Annotated in this window: 14 protein-coding genes and 8 pseudogenes; 14 read left to right on the forward strand and 8 right to left on the reverse strand. The window is 68.9% G+C overall.

Annotated features, from left to right (window positions below):
• The first annotated feature begins 84 nt into the window (after window positions 1–84).
• From LP418_RS10260 to LP418_RS33030, 3 genes and pseudogenes are all read left to right on the forward strand, one after another.
• Complete coding sequence (locus tag LP418_RS10260; RefSeq protein ID WP_257956195.1) at window positions 85–330, forward strand: addiction module protein; 246 nt, start codon at window positions 85–87, stop codon at window positions 328–330.
• A gap of 55 nt (window positions 331–385) precedes the next feature.
• A complete protein-coding gene (locus tag LP418_RS10265; protein WP_257956196.1) occupies window positions 386–628 on the forward strand; it encodes a hypothetical protein in 243 nt (80 codons plus the stop codon).
• Between the two features lie 252 nt (window positions 629–880).
• Window positions 881–1,402 (forward strand): annotated as a pseudogene (locus tag LP418_RS33030) (NAD-dependent deacylase); the annotation flags it as partial.
• 252 nt (window positions 1,403–1,654) lie between these two features.
• Here the strand turns inward: LP418_RS33030 and LP418_RS33035 are convergent.
• Window positions 1,655–2,170: pseudogene (locus tag LP418_RS33035) on the reverse strand (sensor histidine kinase); the annotation flags it as partial.
• Between LP418_RS33035 and LP418_RS10275 the strand changes: the two are divergent.
• Window positions 2,093–2,623 (forward strand): hypothetical protein, encoded by a 531-nt coding sequence (locus LP418_RS10275; RefSeq protein WP_257956198.1) that lies wholly within the window; start codon window positions 2,093–2,095, stop codon window positions 2,621–2,623. The pseudogene LP418_RS33035 and the gene LP418_RS10275 overlap by 78 nt on opposite strands.
• Here the strand turns inward: LP418_RS10275 and LP418_RS10280 are convergent.
• The 4 genes and pseudogenes from LP418_RS10280 to LP418_RS10290 form a co-directional block, all read right to left on the reverse strand.
• A complete protein-coding gene (locus LP418_RS10280) occupies window positions 2,597–3,388 on the reverse strand; it encodes a hypothetical protein (protein WP_257956199.1) in 792 nt (263 codons plus the stop codon). The genes LP418_RS10275 and LP418_RS10280 overlap by 27 nt on opposite strands.
• A 67-nt stretch (window positions 3,389–3,455) precedes the next feature.
• Entirely contained in the window at window positions 3,456–3,677 is a 222-nt protein-coding gene (locus LP418_RS33040; protein ID WP_442940253.1) for a M15 family metallopeptidase, read from the reverse strand.
• Window positions 3,640–3,822: pseudogene (locus tag LP418_RS33045) on the reverse strand (M15 family metallopeptidase); the annotation flags it as partial. The pseudogene LP418_RS33045 and the gene LP418_RS33040, both read right to left, overlap by 38 nt.
• A complete protein-coding gene (locus LP418_RS10290) occupies window positions 3,746–4,096 on the reverse strand; it encodes a hypothetical protein (protein ID WP_257956200.1) in 351 nt (116 codons plus the stop codon). The gene LP418_RS10290 and the pseudogene LP418_RS33045, both read right to left, overlap by 77 nt.
• A gap of 341 nt (window positions 4,097–4,437) precedes the next feature.
• Between LP418_RS10290 and LP418_RS10295 the strand changes: the two genes are divergently transcribed.
• From LP418_RS10295 to LP418_RS10305, 3 genes are all read left to right on the forward strand, one after another.
• Complete coding sequence (locus LP418_RS10295; protein WP_257956201.1) at window positions 4,438–5,586, forward strand: acyl-CoA dehydrogenase family protein; 1,149 nt, start codon at window positions 4,438–4,440, stop codon at window positions 5,584–5,586.
• A gap of 109 nt (window positions 5,587–5,695) precedes the next feature.
• Complete coding sequence (locus LP418_RS10300) at window positions 5,696–6,172, forward strand: 2'-5' RNA ligase family protein (RefSeq protein WP_257956202.1); 477 nt, start codon at window positions 5,696–5,698, stop codon at window positions 6,170–6,172.
• Window positions 6,173–6,176: 4 nt separating this feature from the next.
• Window positions 6,177–6,914 (forward strand): VIT1/CCC1 transporter family protein, encoded by a 738-nt coding sequence (locus LP418_RS10305; protein ID WP_257956203.1) that lies wholly within the window; start codon window positions 6,177–6,179, stop codon window positions 6,912–6,914.
• Window positions 6,915–6,916: 2 nt separating this feature from the next.
• Here the strand turns inward: LP418_RS10305 and LP418_RS10310 are convergent, their stop codons facing one another.
• Window positions 6,917–7,954 carry a LacI family DNA-binding transcriptional regulator gene (locus LP418_RS10310; RefSeq protein ID WP_257956204.1) on the reverse strand — a complete coding sequence of 346 codons (1,038 nt, stop codon included), beginning with the start codon at window positions 7,952–7,954 and terminating at the stop codon, window positions 6,917–6,919.
• A 225-nt stretch (window positions 7,955–8,179) separates the two neighbouring features.
• Between LP418_RS10310 and LP418_RS10315 the strand changes: the two genes are divergently transcribed.
• The 7 genes and pseudogenes from LP418_RS10315 to LP418_RS10340 all read left to right on the forward strand — a co-directional run bounded on the left by LP418_RS10315 (window position 8,180) and on the right by LP418_RS10340 (window position 12,444).
• Window positions 8,180–8,314 carry a hypothetical protein gene (locus LP418_RS10315; RefSeq protein WP_257956205.1) on the forward strand — a complete coding sequence of 45 codons (135 nt, stop codon included), beginning with the start codon at window positions 8,180–8,182 and terminating at the stop codon, window positions 8,312–8,314.
• A pseudogene (locus LP418_RS33050) lies at window positions 8,286–8,378 on the forward strand (hypothetical protein); the annotation flags it as partial. The gene LP418_RS10315 and the pseudogene LP418_RS33050, both read left to right, overlap by 29 nt.
• Window positions 8,374–8,850: pseudogene (locus LP418_RS10320) on the forward strand (extracellular solute-binding protein); the annotation flags it as partial. The pseudogenes LP418_RS33050 and LP418_RS10320, both read left to right, overlap by 5 nt.
• 160 nt (window positions 8,851–9,010) lie before the next feature.
• Window positions 9,011–9,358 (forward strand): hypothetical protein, encoded by a 348-nt coding sequence (locus LP418_RS10325; protein ID WP_257956207.1) that lies wholly within the window; start codon window positions 9,011–9,013, stop codon window positions 9,356–9,358.
• A 428-nt stretch (window positions 9,359–9,786) separates the two neighbouring features.
• Window positions 9,787–10,467 carry a carbohydrate ABC transporter permease gene (locus LP418_RS10330; protein ID WP_257956208.1) on the forward strand — a complete coding sequence of 227 codons (681 nt, stop codon included), beginning with the start codon at window positions 9,787–9,789 and terminating at the stop codon, window positions 10,465–10,467.
• Entirely contained in the window at window positions 10,467–11,336 is an 870-nt protein-coding gene (locus LP418_RS10335) for a sugar ABC transporter permease (RefSeq protein ID WP_257956209.1), read from the forward strand. The genes LP418_RS10330 and LP418_RS10335 overlap by 1 nt, the downstream gene beginning before the upstream one ends.
• Window positions 11,337–11,346: 10 nt before the next feature.
• Window positions 11,347–12,444, forward strand: a pseudogene (locus LP418_RS10340) (ABC transporter ATP-binding protein).
• A 152-nt stretch (window positions 12,445–12,596) separates the two neighbouring features.
• Here LP418_RS10340 and pntB read toward each other — a convergent pair.
• Window positions 12,597–14,040 (reverse strand): annotated as a pseudogene (pntB, locus tag LP418_RS10345) (Re/Si-specific NAD(P)(+) transhydrogenase subunit beta).
• Window positions 14,041–14,050: 10 nt separating this feature from the next.
• Window positions 14,051–15,578: pseudogene (locus LP418_RS10350) on the reverse strand (Re/Si-specific NAD(P)(+) transhydrogenase subunit alpha).
• Window positions 15,579–15,704: the final 126 nt, after the last annotated feature.

The raw sequence follows: 15,704 nt of genomic DNA on the forward strand, positions 1-15,704 counted from the left end.
TCGCCTCGGACCTGATGCGCTGATTGTCGCAAGGCCAATACTCGAGGGGCTGCCGCCTGTCGTTGTCGGACGTAGACTCGTGGCATGACGATCAGCGCATCGGAGTTCTACGAGGCGGGGATGTCCCTGCCTCCTGACGTGCGCAAGGACGTAGCGCTGCGGCTACTCGAATCGGTCGAGCCGGACGGGGCATTTGACCGGGCAGCCGATGAGTGGCTGACCACGGAGGCGGCTGCGGCGTACGACGCGCTGAATTCTGACCCGACGCGCGCGATTCCTGCCGCGGACGTTCGTGCCGAGTTCGAAGCAAAGTGGGCCGCCCGTTCATGACGGGCAGGATCAACTTCACCCCTGAGGCACGGCAGCATCTTCATCACCTCGACGAGTGGGTCGCCGAGAAGGCGACGGCGGAGACCGCTCGGCGGTTCGTGGCTGCGATCCTCACCACATCGACGGCATCCTCGCCTTCCCGCTCGCCGGTCGACGTCGCGACGACGTCCGACTGGGCATGCGGACGATCACCTTCAAGAAGCGGACGCTCGTCGCCTACGAGGTCGATGAGTCGTCGGGTGAGCTCGTAGTCAACGTGCTCAGCGATGGTCAGGGCGACCGGGAGGCGAGCCGATGACGCGTTCGGGTGTGGCAAAAATGTGGCAGGACGACCAGCCGCGTGCCGCGCTTTCCCCGGTACTACTGATCCGTGCCGAACACACCAGCCACTGCCGTACACGTGTAGTGGTCGTGGCCCCTGATCGTCGCGGGTAGGGGCCAGAAGTCCTACACGTGTACGGCGACGACGCCCTGTCCGGGAGGATGTGCCCGTGATCCACGCCGACGAGATCATGTGGATGCTCGTCGTTGCCACCGAGGGGGACATCTGATGCGCATCGTCGTCCTCACCGGAGCCGGCATCTCGGCCGAGAGCGGTCTCGCCACCTTCCGCGACGCGGACGGGTTGTGGGAGGGCCACGACCCGATGACGGTGGCGACGCCCGAGGCCTTCGCGCACGACCCCGACCTCGTGCAGCGGTTCTACGACGAGCGCCGACTGCTGCTCGGGCGGGTTCAGCCCAACGCCGCCCATGTGGCGCTGGCCCGGCTCGAGGCTGAGCTGGGCAAGGACCTCTTCCTCGTCACCCAGAACATCGACGACCTGCACGAACGCGGCGGGTCCACCCGCGTCCACCACATGCACGGCCGCCTGCGTGCAGCGTGGTGCACGGCGTGCGGCGAGCGCCACGAGTGGAGATCGACACTGATCGAGCGACCACCGTGCCCCTCCTGCGAGGCCAGCGCGCTGCGCCCGGACGTCGTGTGGTTCGGCGAGATCCCCTACGACATGGACGCCATCGACGAGGCCCTGTGGGCGTGCGACCTCTTCGTCTCGATCGGCACGTCCGGGCTCGTCTACCCAGCGGCGGCCTTCGTGCACTACGCGCTGGGCAACGGCAAGCGCACCCTCGAGCTCAACCTCGCGGCGAGTGACGGCTCCAGCGAGTTCCACGAGTCGCGTCGCGGTCCCGCCACCGACTCGGTCCCGGCCCGGGTGGACGAGGTCCTCACCGTAGGTCGTGATCAGCGCGGCCCGGTCCGCCCGGGGGAACACCAGCCGGAACAGGGCCCCTTCGCCGCGCGCCGACTCGACCTCGATCGTGCCGCCGTGCCGCATGACCACCTGCCGCACGATGCTCAGGCCCAGCCCGTAGCCCGAGCGGTCCAGCGCCGCCGGGTCGGCCGAGCGGAAGAACTCCCCGAAGAGCAGGTCCCGGTCGCTCTTCGAGATCCCGATCCCGAAGTCACGCACGGTCACCGTCACACTGCCGCCTTCGCCGTGTACGGCGACCTCGACCCGTCCACCGCGACGGGAGAACTTCACGGCGTTGTCGAGGAGGCCGCCGATGCAGCGCGTCAGCTCGAGGGGGTGCCCCAGCACGTCACACCGACCCGCGACCGAGAGGTCGATCGTGACGTCGCGGTGCTCGGCCTGCGGGCCGACGAGCGCAACGGCCTCGGTCGTCAGCTCGGCCGGGTCCAACGTCGCCGTGCTCACCGGACCTGACGAGTCGGCGAGGCGCGAGAGGAGCGAGAGGTCATGGGCGAGGGTGGTGAGCCCGGCCGTGTTGCGGATCATCGGGACGATGGACTTCATCGCGTCGTCCGGCAGGTCCATCGCCTCGAGCAGCTCGAGGTGGCCCGACACGAGGGCGAGTGGGTTCTGCAGCTCACGCGCGACGGTGTCGATCAGCGTGCGGCGGTAGTTGTCCAGCTTGCGCAGCTCGGCCGTCGCGGCACGCTCACGCTCGACGGCACGCGCATTGAGGATGGCCCGGCCCGGGTCGTGGGCGACGTCGAGGGCGGCCGAGCTCTCGTCGTCGGTCCACCGCGGCCCATCGGCGTCACGATCGACCGTGAGCAGACCCAGCAGGTCGGGGCCGGCGCCGATCGGCACCATCACGATCTCGCGCAGGCCGCGCGCGGAGACGTGCGGCGTCAGCTCGCCGCGGAAGTGCTGGTCAAGGTCCTCGTCGCCCCAGACGCGGTCGTGCTCGACGATCAGCACGGGCCTGTCGGCCCCACGCCCGCAGCAGCGACGACGTCAGGGCCGCGCGCACGTCCGGCCTGACCTCGGGTCCCGGCAGGTAGAGGGACTCGACCTCGAGGGTGTCGAACTCCTCGACCGTGTTGATCCACAGCGCCTTCGCCCGGAAGGGCTCGCAGCACCGGGTGCGGACGGTGCGGAACAGCTCGCGCAGGTCGCCCTGCGGGGCAGACGCCCGGATGATCGCGCGGTGCCGTGCGCCAGCCGGATCCGCTGCGCGAACTCCTCGCGCTCGATCTGGACCAGGATGCTGTGCAGGCCCGGGCGGATCAGCGTCTCGAGGTCGGCGAGCTGAACGGGGTCGGGGCGTCGACCGCCGTACGGCAGGTCGAAGTAGACGAGGGCGCGCAGTCGGCCCTGCGCGTCGCGGACGTGGGCGACGAGCATGTCCTCGGCCCGCCACCGCGTCGCGTCGTCGCTGGGGTCGGTGTCCGGCACGACGCTGTAGGGGCGGAGCCGGTCGAAGGCCTCCGGGGTCATGTCCTCGGCCCGCACGAACCGGAGGACGCCGACCTCGAGGCCCCGGTCGAGCGCGGGATACATCGCGGACAGGGGTGAGCTGACGCCGTCCATCTCGCTGCGCGTGGTTGCGTCTTCCGTCGCGAGTGCCACGAACTCGAGCATCGCGTCGCTGCGCAGGACCTCGATCGCGCACACCTCGTAGCCGACGAGGTGACGGAGGGCCTCGGCGATTCCGGACATGGCACGGCGCGCCGTCGCGTCGCCCCATCCGTGCCGGCGAGGTCGAACGACGGCCGTGACCGAGGCAGCAGGTTCGTGGCTGGTCATCCGTCCCCCCTTCGGGGGTCACGATCCCACGCATTCCGCCGGTGCACTGGGGTTTTGGCGCGAAGTTTTACAGGCCGTTCTGGCTGAAGTGCTGGTAGTCCTTGGACTGGTTCCAGTCGCCACCCCATTCCCAGCCGATGCGTGCGAACGCCGCGATCACCGGGCCGGCGTCGACGATCATGCCCGCGCACCTCATCTCGGCGCAGGTAGGAGCTGGCGAGCTCGGGCAGCACGACGTCGCCCTTGAGGTAGGGGTTCTGGAAGGTGTTGACGTCGATCGCCGGGCCATAGGCGTGCTGGGAGAAGTAGGACGCGCCCGTGCTGGGTCGACAGACGAAGGAGCCGGTCCCGTTGCCGTCACCCGTCGGCGGCGCGTCCGGGTCGTAGGACCGCACGATCACGACCTGTTCCTGCGGGAACCGCGTGCGATACATCGTGCGGAAGACGCTGACGATGTCGTCGGCTGCGGAGCGGTGGACCAGCAGCTCTCCGGTATGGCGACGCGCGTCGAAGCCCCAGAACGTGAGCCGGATCCGGGCCCGGGTCGGTCGCGGCGACCGGGCACCCGTCCTGCCAGCTCGAGCGCGCGATCACCCGACGCGGCGCCGGCGACAGGACCTTCGAGGCGAACCCGCGGCCCGGGAGCATCGCCACGGTGTCGGGCAGGGTCCACCGACGGTGGCGCAGCGCCGGCGGAGTCGGGCGCACTTCGCCGTACCCGCTCGAGGTCCCGGGAGGGCTCGCGGGTGCCGAGCCGGGAGGGTGGGCGCGAGCCGAGGCCGGTCGCGGGCTCGAGGAGGGTGCCGTCGCATCCGCTGGTTGAGCAGGCCGAGGCACGAGGCCGTGTCAGAAACTCGAGGACTGTGCGACGGATGCCTTGGTTTCGACACGCTCGCTGCGCTCGCTGCTCAACCCGCGGTCACTTGTCGCCGCGCAACCGCTCAGCAGCGCGGCCGCAGCCGGGGCCACGGCGCATCTCGACGTACGACTGGTCACACCCGCACGCTATCCCGGTGCCATGCACCGAACTCGCGAGTAACATTGGAGGCATGAGCCGAGAGATCTACGACGAGGACCACGAGGCGTTCCGCGCCTCCGTCAAGGAATTCCCGGACCGCGAGGTCATCCCCCACCCGGACGACTACGCCGCGGGCCACGGGCTCTCGCGCGAGTTCTGGCTGGCAGCAGGCAAGCAGGGCTTCCCGGGCCTCGAGATCCCCGAGGAGTTCGGCGGCTCCGAGGCCGGCGACTACCGCTTCAACGCGGTGCTCACCGAGGAGCTCGCCAAGGTCAACATGACCCTGCCCTCGTGCGTGGGCATCCACGCCGACATCGTCGCGCCCTACCTCGTGCACCTGACCAACGACGAGCAGAAGGCGCGCTGGCTGCCGAAGTTCTGCTCCGGCGAGCTGCTGACCGCGATCGGCATGACCGAGCCCGGCGGCGGTTCCGATCTCGCCAACCTGAAGACCACCGCCGTCCGTGACGGCGACGACTGGATCATCAACGGCTCCAAGACCTTCATCACCAACGGTGGCAGCGCCGACCTCGTCGTCGTGGCCGCGCGCACCAGCCCGGAGAAGAAGGCCAAGGGCATCTCGCTCTTCGGCGTCGACACCTCGCTGGCCGGCTTCTCCGTCGGCCGCGTGCTCGACAAGGTCGGCCGGGACGAGTCCGACACCGCCGAGCTGTCCTTCGAGGACGTGCGCGTCAGCAACGCCGACCTCATCGGCCCGCTCGACACCGGCTTCATCTCGATGATGCAGTTCCTGCCGCAGGAGCGCCTCGGCTCGGCGATCACCAACCTCGCGCACGCCAAGCAGATCCTCGAGGAGACGATCACCTACGCCAAGGAGCGCCGGGCCTTCGGCCAGCCGATCGGCAACTTCCAGCACAACTCCTTCCTGATGGCCGAGCTCGTCACCCAGATCGAGGTGACCGAGGCCTACGTCGACCAGTGCGTCCTCAAGCACACCCGCAGCGAGCTCACCGCGGTCGATGCAGCGAAGGCGAAGTGGTGGACCTCGCAGGTCCAGAACGAGGTCCTCGACCACTGCGTCCAGCTGCACGGCGGCTACGGCTACATGAACGAATACCGGGTGGCTCGCGCCCGGCGCGACGCCCGCGTCTCGAAGATCTGGGCCGGGTCCAACGAGATCATGAAGATGCTGATCGGGCGTGACCTCGGGTTCAAGTGAGCCGGATGTTCGTGGCGGTCGTCCCGCCTGAGGAGGCCGTCGAGGACCTCGACGACTTCCTCTCCGTACGGCGAAGCGCCGGCGAGTTCAGGTGGACGCTGCCCGACCAGTGGCACGTGACGCTCGCGTTCGCCGCACACGTTCCGGACCGCGCTTCGACGAGCTGTGCGAGCGGCTGGAGTCCGTGGGCGAGCGGCAGGCGCCGTACGACACGAGGATCGGCGGTGGCGGCGCGTTCCCGCACCCGGATGCTGCGCGTGTGCTCTTCGCGGGAGTGTCCGGGTCGTTCGAGGGTCTGTCGCGGGGTGCGCGCAACGCGCTGTCGACCAGCGGTGCCGCGGTCGACGGTCAACGCTTCCACCCCCACCTGACACTCGCCCGGCTGGGGCGACCGGCCAACGTGACGAAGTGGGTGCGGCTGCTCGACGCCTACTCCGGGCCGACGTGGTCGGTGTCCGAGCTGGCACTCGTCGAGTCGCACCTCGGCGAAGGGCCGAGCAAGCGACCGCGCCACGAGGTGCGCGCGACCTTCCCCCTAGCCCAGCCTCACCTTCGTTGCGGGAGTGATGGGCGCGGGGAAGGCTAGGAGCATGAGCAGCCCGGAGATCGGCACGGACTCGGACCCGCAGCACTGGCACGAGCAGACCGATGCTGGCAACGGCAACCGGCTCAACGCGTTGCGCGCCGCGGTCCCGGGCGCCAACGACGGCATCGTCTCCACCGCCGGCATCGTGATGGGCGTCGCCGGCGCGACCAGCGACCGGACGACCATCCTGATCGCGGGCGTCGCCGGTCTGGTCGCAGGCGCGATGAGCATGGGGACGGGTGAGTACGTCTCGGTCAGCACCCAGCGCGACTCCGAGAAGTCCATCCTGCGGCTCGAGGCCGAGGAGCTCGAGGCGATGCCGGAGACGGAGCAGCGCGAGCTGGCGAAGATGTACGAGGAGAAGGGGCTCGACGCCGCGCTCGCCGAGCAGGTCGCGGCCCAGCTGACCGCGCACGACGCGTTGGCGGCGCACGCCGACATCGAGTTCGGCATCGACCCCGACGAGCTGACCAACCCCCGGCACGCCGCGTGGGCCTCGATGATCGCGTTCACCCTCGGCGCCCTGCTGCCCCTGCTGTGCGTCGTGCTCGTGCCGGCCGACGCGCGGATCGTGATCACCGTGCTGGCAGTGGTACTGGCCCCGGCCCTCACCGGATTCGTGAGTGCCCGACTGAGCCTCAGCCCCCGGCTCCGCGCGATCCTGCGCAACGTGATCGGCGGGCTCCTCGCGATGGGCGTGACCTACCTGATCGGCTCCCCGGTCGGGATGGGGATCGGCTGAGGCTACGCCGGCGAGGGGGCCGGGCCGCTCGACGACCGCAGCACCAGCTCGGGCTTGAAGAGATACTCCTTGAACGGGATCGGCTGTCCGTCGATCGCGTCGGCGAGCGCTTGTACGGCGGCGGCGCCCATGCCCTGCACGGGCTGTCGCACCGTGGTCAGCGGCGGGTCGAGGAACCCCATCAGGTTGGAGTCGTCGAAGCCGATCACCGACACGTCGCCCGGCACGTCGAGGCCGCGCTCGCGAGCCGCTCGGATCGCGCCGAGCGCCATCAGGTCGGACGCGCACACGACGGCCGTCGCCCCCCGGTCGAAGAGCGAGTCGGCCGCCGTGGCACCGCCCTCGACCGTGAAGAGCCCGTCCTCGATCCAGGACGCGGCGTCCGCCTCGTCGAGCGTCAGCGTGGACCGAAGGGCCTTCACGAATCCGGTCCGCTTGCGGGCCGAGGGCATGTAGCGCCCCGGGCCGGTGGCGAGCCCGATCTTCGTGTGGCCGAGCTGCGCGAGGTAGCCGACGGCCAGCGTCATGGCCTCCGCGTCGTCGGTGGACAGGAAGGGCGCGGCCAGCCCGGCGGCGTACCCGTTGATGAACACGATCGGCATCCCGCGGTCGATCAGCGACTGGTAGCGGGTGTGGTCCCCCGTGGAGTCGGCATGGCGGCCGGACACGAAGATGATCCCGGCGACGCCGTGGTCGAGCAGCGACTCGACGTACTCGTCCTCGGAGATGCCGCCCGGGGACTGCGTGCAGAGCACCGGGGTGAAGCGGCGCCCGGCCAGCGCGTCCTCGATGACCTGCGCGAACGCCGGGAAGATCGGGTTCTCCAGCTCGGGGACGACCAGACCGACCGGGCCTGCCGAACGCCTTCGCAGCTTGTGCGGGCGCTCGTAGCCGAGCACGTCGAGGGCGGTGAGGACGGCGGAGCGGGCGGTGTCGCTGACGCCGGGCTTGTCGTTGAGGACCCGGCTGACCGTGGCCTCACTGACGCCGGCCGACGCGGCGATCTGGGCGAGGGTGGCCATGGCCGTATGAAAGCGCATCGGCAGCGATCCTGCAAGGTCTTCCATTCCTTGCAACCTCTTGCTAATCTCCGGTGACCCTCGTCACAGCGACCCCGCCGTGACCCAAGCTCAAGGAGCACACATGCGCCGCACCATGCCCGGCATCGCCGGCATCGCCGCGCTCTCGCACTCGTCCTCGCCGCGTGCGGCAACGACTCGGGCGACAGCGACACGGACACCGACACCAACCCCGACTCGACCTCCATGCAGGCCGAGCTGACCCGGTGGGACACCTCCGACGCCACCAACGAGGCGCCGACCTACAAGGCCCTCATCGCGAAGTTCAACGAGGAATACCCCCGACATCAAGATCAACTACCAGTCGGTCCCGTTCGGTGACGCCCGGGGCAAGTTCAAGACCGCCGCCGACACCGGCGCGGGCGCCCCCGACATCCTGCGTGCCGAGGTCGCCCGGGTGCCCGAGTTCGCCTCGCTCGGCTACCTCTACGCCCTCGACGGGACCGAGTTGCTCGAGGACAACACGTTCCTTGAGACCCCGCTCTCGAGCAACGTGTTCGACAGGCAAGACCTACGGCGTTCCGCAGGTCACCGACACCCTCGGCCTGATGTACAACAAATCCCTCTTCGACAAGGCCGGCATCGACTCACCGCCGGCCACGTGGGACGAGGTCGTCGAGGCGGCCAAGCTGCTCAAGAGCAAGGCCAAGGTCGACGGCCTCTACATCAACAACGGCGGCTACTTCACGCTGCCGTTCATCTACGGCGAGGGCGGCGACCCGGTCGACGTCGAGGCCCGGGAGATCCCGGTCAACTCCGACGCCAACGTCGCTGGCATGCAGACCGCACAGGACCTGATCGCGTCGGGTGCCGCCGTCACGGCCGACCAGACGGTCACCTACGACACGATGATGACCTCCTTCAAGGAGGGCAAGGTCGGCATGATCATCAACGGCCCGTGGGAGACGGCCGCCGTCTCAGGACGACCCGAACTTCGGTGGCTTCGAGAACCCGGGCATCGCCGCAGTTCCCGCCGGGTCCGCGGGCGCCGGTGCGCCCGTCGGTGGCCACAACTACGTGATCTACAGCGGGATGGACGAGGCCAAGGCCGACGCGGCGATCGCGTTCGTCAAGTTCATGTCGTCCGCAGAGTCGCAGGCCTTCGCAGCCGAAGAGCTCGGCGTGCTCCCCGCCAACGAGGCTGCCTACGACCTCGTCGCGGACAACGAGCGGGTGCTGGCACGGAAGCCGGCCCCGGACGTGGCGCACGCCCGGCCGTGGATCCCGGAGGGTGGCCTGTTCTTCACGCCGCTCGACAAGATGACCACCAAGATCCCGGTGGGCAAGGCCGACGTCAAGAAGACGCTCGACGAGGCCGCGGCCGAGTTCAAGAGCGACGTCGTGCCGGACTACTCCGAGCAGTGACGCCTGAAGCCCGCGAGGGTCGGGACTGGTCTCGGCCCTCGCGGTTCCCCGCCGGAACCGCAACACACCACGTGGAGGAGCGCTCCCACATGAGCGAAGCAGTGGCCCGGGCGCCCGCACCGACAGACCCCGGAACGCCGCCCCCGGGCGTGAGGGTCGCCTGCGGCGACTGTTCGACAAGAACTGGTACGCGTGGGCGATGGTCCTGCCCACGGTGCTCGTCCTCGCCGTACTTGTGATGTTCCCGCTGGTCCAGGGGCGTCTACCAATCGCTGACCGACCTCAACGAGCAGAACAAGGACGCGATCGTCTGCACCAAGACGCTCGGCGGTGGCGAGGACTGCAAGGACAACCCGGACAAGGCGCAGTTCGTCGGCCTCGACAACTACATCGACATCCTCAGCGGCGATCGCGGCGAGTTCTGGCTGATGTTCGTCAACACCATCGTGTGGACGCTGGCGTGCGTGTTCTTCCACTACACGATCGGGTTGGGCCTCGCGGTGATGCTCAACCGCAAGTTCAGGGGGCGAAGCCTCTATCGCGTGCTGCTGATCGTCCCGTGGGCCGTGCCCGCGTTCGTGAGCGCCTTCGCGTGGAAGTTCATCTTCAATCCCGACCGCGGCCTGTTCAATGCCGCGCTGCAGGCGATCGGATTCGAGCCGGTCGCTCGGTTCGAGCACCGCTGGACGGCGATGTTCGCCGCCATCTGCACCAACATCTGGCTCGGCGTCCCCTTCATGATGGTGGCGATCCTCGGGGGCCTGCAGTCCATCCCCGCCGAGCTCTACGAAGCAGCCGAGATGGACGGCGCGACGCCCCGGCAGCGGTTCGTCAACGTCACCCTGCCCGGCCTGCGACCGGTCTCCTCGACGGTGATCCTGCTCGGCACGATCTGGACGTTCAACATGTTCCCGATCATCTACTTCGTCACCGGCGGCCAGCCCGCAGGTGAGACCGAGATCCTCGTGACCGGCGCCTACCGCGCCGCCTTCGAGAGCATCCGCAACTACTCGCTCGCCGCGACGTACGGCGTGCTCATCCTGTCGATGCTCATGGTGTACGCCGCGGTGTACCGCCGGGTACTCAAGGCCCGGGGAGAGGTGTTCTGATGTCGACCATCACCGACCCCAAGCCGATGCGACGCGGGCGTGAGGACCGCTCACCACTGGCCTCGCTCGCGCTGCACTCCTCCCTGCTGGTCGCGGTGTTCATCGCGCTCTTCCCCGTGGTGTGGGTGCTCCTGTCGTCGCTGAAGGAGAAGGCCTACATCCAGCGGTCCGAGATCAAGCTGATCGACCACCCGACGCTCGACAACTACCGCAACGTCCTGACCGAGACGAGCTTCCCGACGTGGTTCCTCAACTCGGTGATCGTGGCGGCCTTCACGATGGTGATCGGCATCGCGATGTCAGCGACCTGCGGCTACGCCCTGAGTCGCTTCAACTTCGCGGGCAAACGCGGCCTCATGTGGGTCTTCCTGATCACCCAGATGTTCCCGGTGGCGATCCTGATCGTTCCGATCTACACCATCATGGCGAAGCTCGGGCTCATCGACACGAAGGCGTCGCTGATCATCGCCTACTGCACCGTGGCGGTCCCGTTCTGCGCCCGGATGCTCCGCGGCTACTTCGACACCATCCCGCGCGAGCTCGACGAGGCGGCAGCGCTGGACGGGCTCGGACCCTTCGGCACCTTCTACCGCGTGATCCTGCCGCTCGCCCGCCCCGGGCTGGCCGTCACGGCGTTCTACACGTTCCTGACTGCACGGGGTGAGGTCGCCTACGCGATCGCGTTCATGCAGTCGGACAGCCACCAGACGCTCGGTTCGGGACTCCAGCAGTTCGTGCCGCGCTTCAACCCCCAGTGGGACCTGCTCACCGCCGGCGCCGTGCTGATCATGCTGCCGGCAGCCGTCGTCTTCTTCTTCGCCCAAAAGCACACGGTTGCCGGCCTCACCGCCGGCGGCACGAAGGGATAAGGAACTCCCGATGACCACCAACGTCACGTTCGACAAGGCCACCCGGATCTACCCCGGCAGCACCGAGCCGGCCGTCAGCGCGCTGGACCTCGAGGTCCACCCGGGCGAGTTCCTCGTGCTGGTAGGGCCCTCGGGCTCAGGGCAAGTCCACGGCGCTGCGCATGCTCGCGGGCCTCGAGGACGTCAACGAGGGCCGCATCCTGATCGGCGACAAGGACGTCACCCACCTGCGTCCGAAGGACCGCGACATCGCGATGGTGTTCCAGAACTACGCGCTCTACCCGCACATGAGCGTCGGCGAGAACATGGGCTTCGCGCTCAAGATCGCGGGCTCGCCGAAGGCCGACATCCAGGCGCGTGCTCGAGGCGGCCAAGATCCTCGACCTCGAGCCCTACCTCGAGCGCAAGCCCAAGGCGCTCTCCGGCGGCCAGCGACAGCGCGTCGCGATGGGCCGTGCGATCGTGCGCCAGCCGCAGGTGTTCCTGATGGACGAGCCGCTGTCCAACCTCGACGCCAAGCTCCGCGTCTCGACGCGCACCCAGATCGCTTCGCTCCAGCGACGCCCTGGACACGACCACCGTCTACGTCACCCACGACCGGGTCGAGGCGATGACGATGGGTGACCGCGTCGCCGTGCTCAAGGACGGGTTGCTGCAGCAGGTCGACACCCCGCTCGGGCTCTACGACAACCCGAAGAACGGCTTCGTCGCCGGCTTCATCGGCTCACCGGCCATGAACCTCGGCACCTTCACCGTCGCCGACGGCCACGCGCTGATCGGTGGCGCGAAGGTCCCGCTCCCCCGCTCGACCGTCGGTGCGATGAAGGGTACGCAGGTGCAGGTCGGCTTCCGGCCCGAGGCGCTCGAGCTCGCGTCCGAGGGCGACCCCGGCTCGTTCCCGGTCGAGGCACTGGTCATCGAGGAGCTCGGCTCGGATGCGTTCCTCTACGGCAACCTGATCGGCGACGACCTTCGTGCCGACCACATCGTCGCGCGGATCGCCCCGCGTTCGGTGCCTGCCAAGGGCGCCACGGTGTGGTTCCGGATCGCGCCCGGTCGGATCCATGCCTTCGACGTCGAGTCCGGCGACGCGCTGCCGACGGACTGAGGGCGCCGTACGCCGCCGGGCTGGCCCTGCGGCGTACGCCCTGACATAACGCGAACTGGGTGGGGAAGTCTTGCGCTTCTTGGGCGTTGTGCAACGGCCAAGATGTGTAGGAGTCCCCGCTTGAGCGGGGACTCCTACAGGCTCGAGCGCCGTCAGCTCAACGCGCGCACGATGTCCTCGACGCGGTCCTTGGCATCACCGAAGAGCATGCGCGAGTTCTCCTTGAAGAACAGCGGGTTCTGGACGCCGGCATAGCCGGTCGCCATGGACCGCTTGAAGACGATGACGTCCTTGGCGTGCCAGACCTCAAGGACCGGCATGCCGGCGATCAGGGGAGCCCGGCTCCTCGAGGGCGGCCGGGTTGACGGTGTCGTTGGCGCCGATCACGAGCACGACATCGGTCTTGGCGAAGTCCTCGTTGATCTCGTCCATCTCGAGCACGATGTCGTAGGGGACCTTGGCCTCGGCGAGCAGCACGTTCATGTGGCCGGGCAGTCGGCCGGCGACCGGGTGGATGCCGAAGCGGACCTCGACGCCCTTGTCGCGCAGCTTCTTGGTGAGCTCGGCGACGGGGTACTGCGCCTGCGCGACCGCCATGCCGTAGCCCGGCGTGATGACAACGGACCGGGCGTCCGCGAGCAGCTCGGCGACCTCGTCGGCCTGCACCTCGCGGTGGTCGCCGTAGTCGCGCGCCTCGCCGCTGACCGCACCGTCGGAGCCGAAGCCGCCGGCGATGACGCTGACGAACGAGCGGTTCATCGCCTTGCACATGATGTAGCTGAGGATCGCACCGGAGGAACCCACGAGGGAGCCGACGATGATCAGCAGGTCGTTGCTCAGCATGAAACCGGCGGCCGCGGCGGCCCAGCCGGAGTAGGAGTTGAGCATCGAGACCACGACCGGCATGTCGCCGCCGCCGATGGCCGCCACCGGGTGGAAGCCGAGCAGCAGCGCGAGCGCGGTCATGATGATCAACGGCACCGGGCCGAGGTCGCCCTCGACGGGCACGAACCACACCAGCAGCAGCGCCGAGGCGATCAGGATGCCGAGGTTGAGCAGGTGCCGGCCCGGCAGCGCGAGCGGCGTCGACTTCATCTTCGCGCTGAGCTTCAGGTAGGCCACGATCGAGCCGGTGAACGTCACGGCGCCGATGAAGACGCCGATGAAGACCTCGACGTCGTGGATCGTGGCCAGCGAGCCCTCGAGGTGCTCTTCTGCGAGGTAGGAGTTGAAGCCCACCAGCACGGCGGCGATACCGACGAAGCTGTGCAGGATCGCCACCAGCTCCGGCATCCCGGTCATCTCGACCGTGCGGGCGCGCCGGGCGCCGATGACGGCACCGATCGCCATCGCGATGACGATGAGCACCAGCGTGAGTGCGAGCGGGCGCTGGTCGCCGTACTGACTGTTGCGGGCCGCCGGGACGAGGGTCGCGCCGAGCGCGAGGCCCATGCCGGCCATGCCGAACTGGTTGCCGCGGCGCGCCGTCTCGTGCTTGGAGAGGCCGGCCAGCGCCGCGATGAAGAGGATCGCGGCGACGATGTAGGCGGCTCGGATCAGGCCGGGCAGTCGCTCGGAGGTCAGGAAGTCGGTCATGGGGAGGGGGTCAGTCCTTCCGGAACATCTGGAGCATGCGGGCGGTCACCGGGGAAGCCACCGAAGATGTTGATGCTCGCGACGAGAACCGCGATCAACGCCGGGACGGTGACCGCGAGGTTGTCGCTGCCGACCTGCAGGATGCCGCCGACCGATGATCCCGGAGATGGCATTGGTCTCGGCCATCAAAGGCGTGTGCAGGGCATGGGCGACGTTGGAGATGACGTAGTAGCCCACGAAGATCGCCAGCGGAAGACGGTGAAGTGCCCCGGGAAGCTCGGGGGTGAGTACGCCGCAGCGAGCCCGAACAGGACGACGGCAAGCGCGGCCGCGAAGAGCTTGCGGCGCGGGTCCATCGGCGGCTTCACCACCTTCTCGGGGCGCGCGACCGGAGCGGCAGCAGCGGGCGCGGCGCTGACCTGCACGGGCGGCGGCGGCCACAGCGACTCGCCTTCCTGCGTGACGGTGATGCCGCGCTGGACGACGTCCTCGTGGTCGAGGACCAGCTCGCCGTCCTTGCCGGGGGTGAGGAGCTTGAAGAGGTTGACGATGTTGGTGCCGAAGAGCTGGCTGGTCTGCGCCGCGAGGCGGCTGGCCGTGTCGGTGTAGCCGAGGATCGTGACGAGGTTGTCGGTGACGACGCGCTCGTCGGCCTGCGTCAGTGCGACGTTGCCGCCGTTGGCCGCGGCCATGTCGACCAGCACCGAGCCCGCGCGCATGTTGGCGACGGTCTCGGCGGTGATCAGCTGCGGCGCCGGGCGGCCGGGGATCAGCGCGGTGGTGATGACGATGTCGGCGTTGCGGGCCTCCTCGTCGTACATCGCGGCAGTCGCCGCCTCCTGCTCGGCAGTCATCTCCTTGGCGTAGCCGTCGGAGGAGACCTCCTGCTCCATCTCGACGAGCACGAACTCGCCGCCGAGCGACTCGACCTGCTCCGCAACCTCGGGGCGTACGTCGAAGGCGCGCACGATCGCACCCATGGCGCCCGCCGCTCCGATGGCGGCGAGACCGGCGACCCCGGCACCGACGACGAAGACCCGCGCGGGCGGGACCTTGCCGGCGGCCGTGACCTGCCCGGTGAACTGGCGGCCGAACTCGTGGGCGGCCTCGATCACGGCGCGGTAGCCCGCGACGTTGGCCATGCTCGAGAGGACGTCCATCGCCCGGGCACGCGAGATGCGCGGGACCGCATCCATCGCGAGCGCCGTGACGCGCTGGGCCCGGAGCTCCTCGATCAGCTTGGGGCTGCGACCCGGCGCCATCAACGAGATGACCGTCGCGCCCCGGCGCAGGCGCCTGATCTCGGCCGACGTCGGGGCGTTGACCTTGATCACGATGTCGCTGGTCCAGACCTCGTCGGCGTCGGTGACCCGGATGCCGGCAGCGGTGAAGGCCGCGTCGGTCTGGTCGGCGGCGACGCCGGCGCCGGACTCGACGACGACGTCATAGCCGAGCGCTTCGAGCTGAGCGGCGGTGACGGTGGTGGCGGCCACGAGGGTTTCTCCCCGGCGGGACTCGCGGGGAATGCCGATGCGCACAGTGGCCTCCTTGGGGGCGGCTGGACTGTGCGGAAACCTACACGGGCTGTGCGTTCGTGAGACCGGGTCTCAGGTGGTGTTGGTCACCTTGACTCCGAGTCGAGTGATGAGGTGGCTGTATCCACG

Origin of the sequence: Nocardioides sp. B-3, from assembly GCF_024703895.1 — a bacterium.
Classification (GTDB): Bacteria; Actinomycetota; Actinomycetes; order Propionibacteriales; family Nocardioidaceae; genus Nocardioides.

What these genes read in the sequence shown, in the direction of transcription:
- LP418_RS10260 (WP_257956195.1), top strand. Translation starts at nt 85, where the DNA reads ATGACGATCAGCGCATCGGAGTTCTACGAGGCGGGGATGTCCCTGCCT.
- LP418_RS10275 (WP_257956198.1), top strand. Translation starts at nt 2,093, where the DNA reads ATGGGCGAGGGTGGTGAGCCCGGCCGTGTTGCGGATCATCGGGACGAT.
- LP418_RS10280 (WP_257956199.1), bottom strand. Translation starts at nt 3,388, where the DNA reads ATGACCAGCCACGAACCTGCTGCCTCGGTCACGGCCGTCGTTCGACCT.
- LP418_RS33040 (WP_442940253.1), bottom strand. Translation starts at nt 3,677, where the DNA reads ATGGCCCGGCGATCGACGTCAACACCTTCCAGAACCCCTACCTCAAGG.
- LP418_RS10295 (WP_257956201.1), top strand. Translation starts at nt 4,438, where the DNA reads ATGAGCCGAGAGATCTACGACGAGGACCACGAGGCGTTCCGCGCCTCC.
- LP418_RS10305 (WP_257956203.1), top strand. Translation starts at nt 6,177, where the DNA reads ATGAGCAGCCCGGAGATCGGCACGGACTCGGACCCGCAGCACTGGCAC.
- LP418_RS10310 (WP_257956204.1), bottom strand. Translation starts at nt 7,954, where the DNA reads ATGCGCTTTCATACGGCCATGGCCACCCTCGCCCAGATCGCCGCGTCG.
- LP418_RS10315 (WP_257956205.1), top strand. Translation starts at nt 8,180, where the DNA reads ATGCAGGCCGAGCTGACCCGGTGGGACACCTCCGACGCCACCAACGAG.
- LP418_RS10330 (WP_257956208.1), top strand. Translation starts at nt 9,787, where the DNA reads ATGTTCGTCAACACCATCGTGTGGACGCTGGCGTGCGTGTTCTTCCAC.
- LP418_RS10335 (WP_257956209.1), top strand. Translation starts at nt 10,467, where the DNA reads ATGTCGACCATCACCGACCCCAAGCCGATGCGACGCGGGCGTGAGGAC.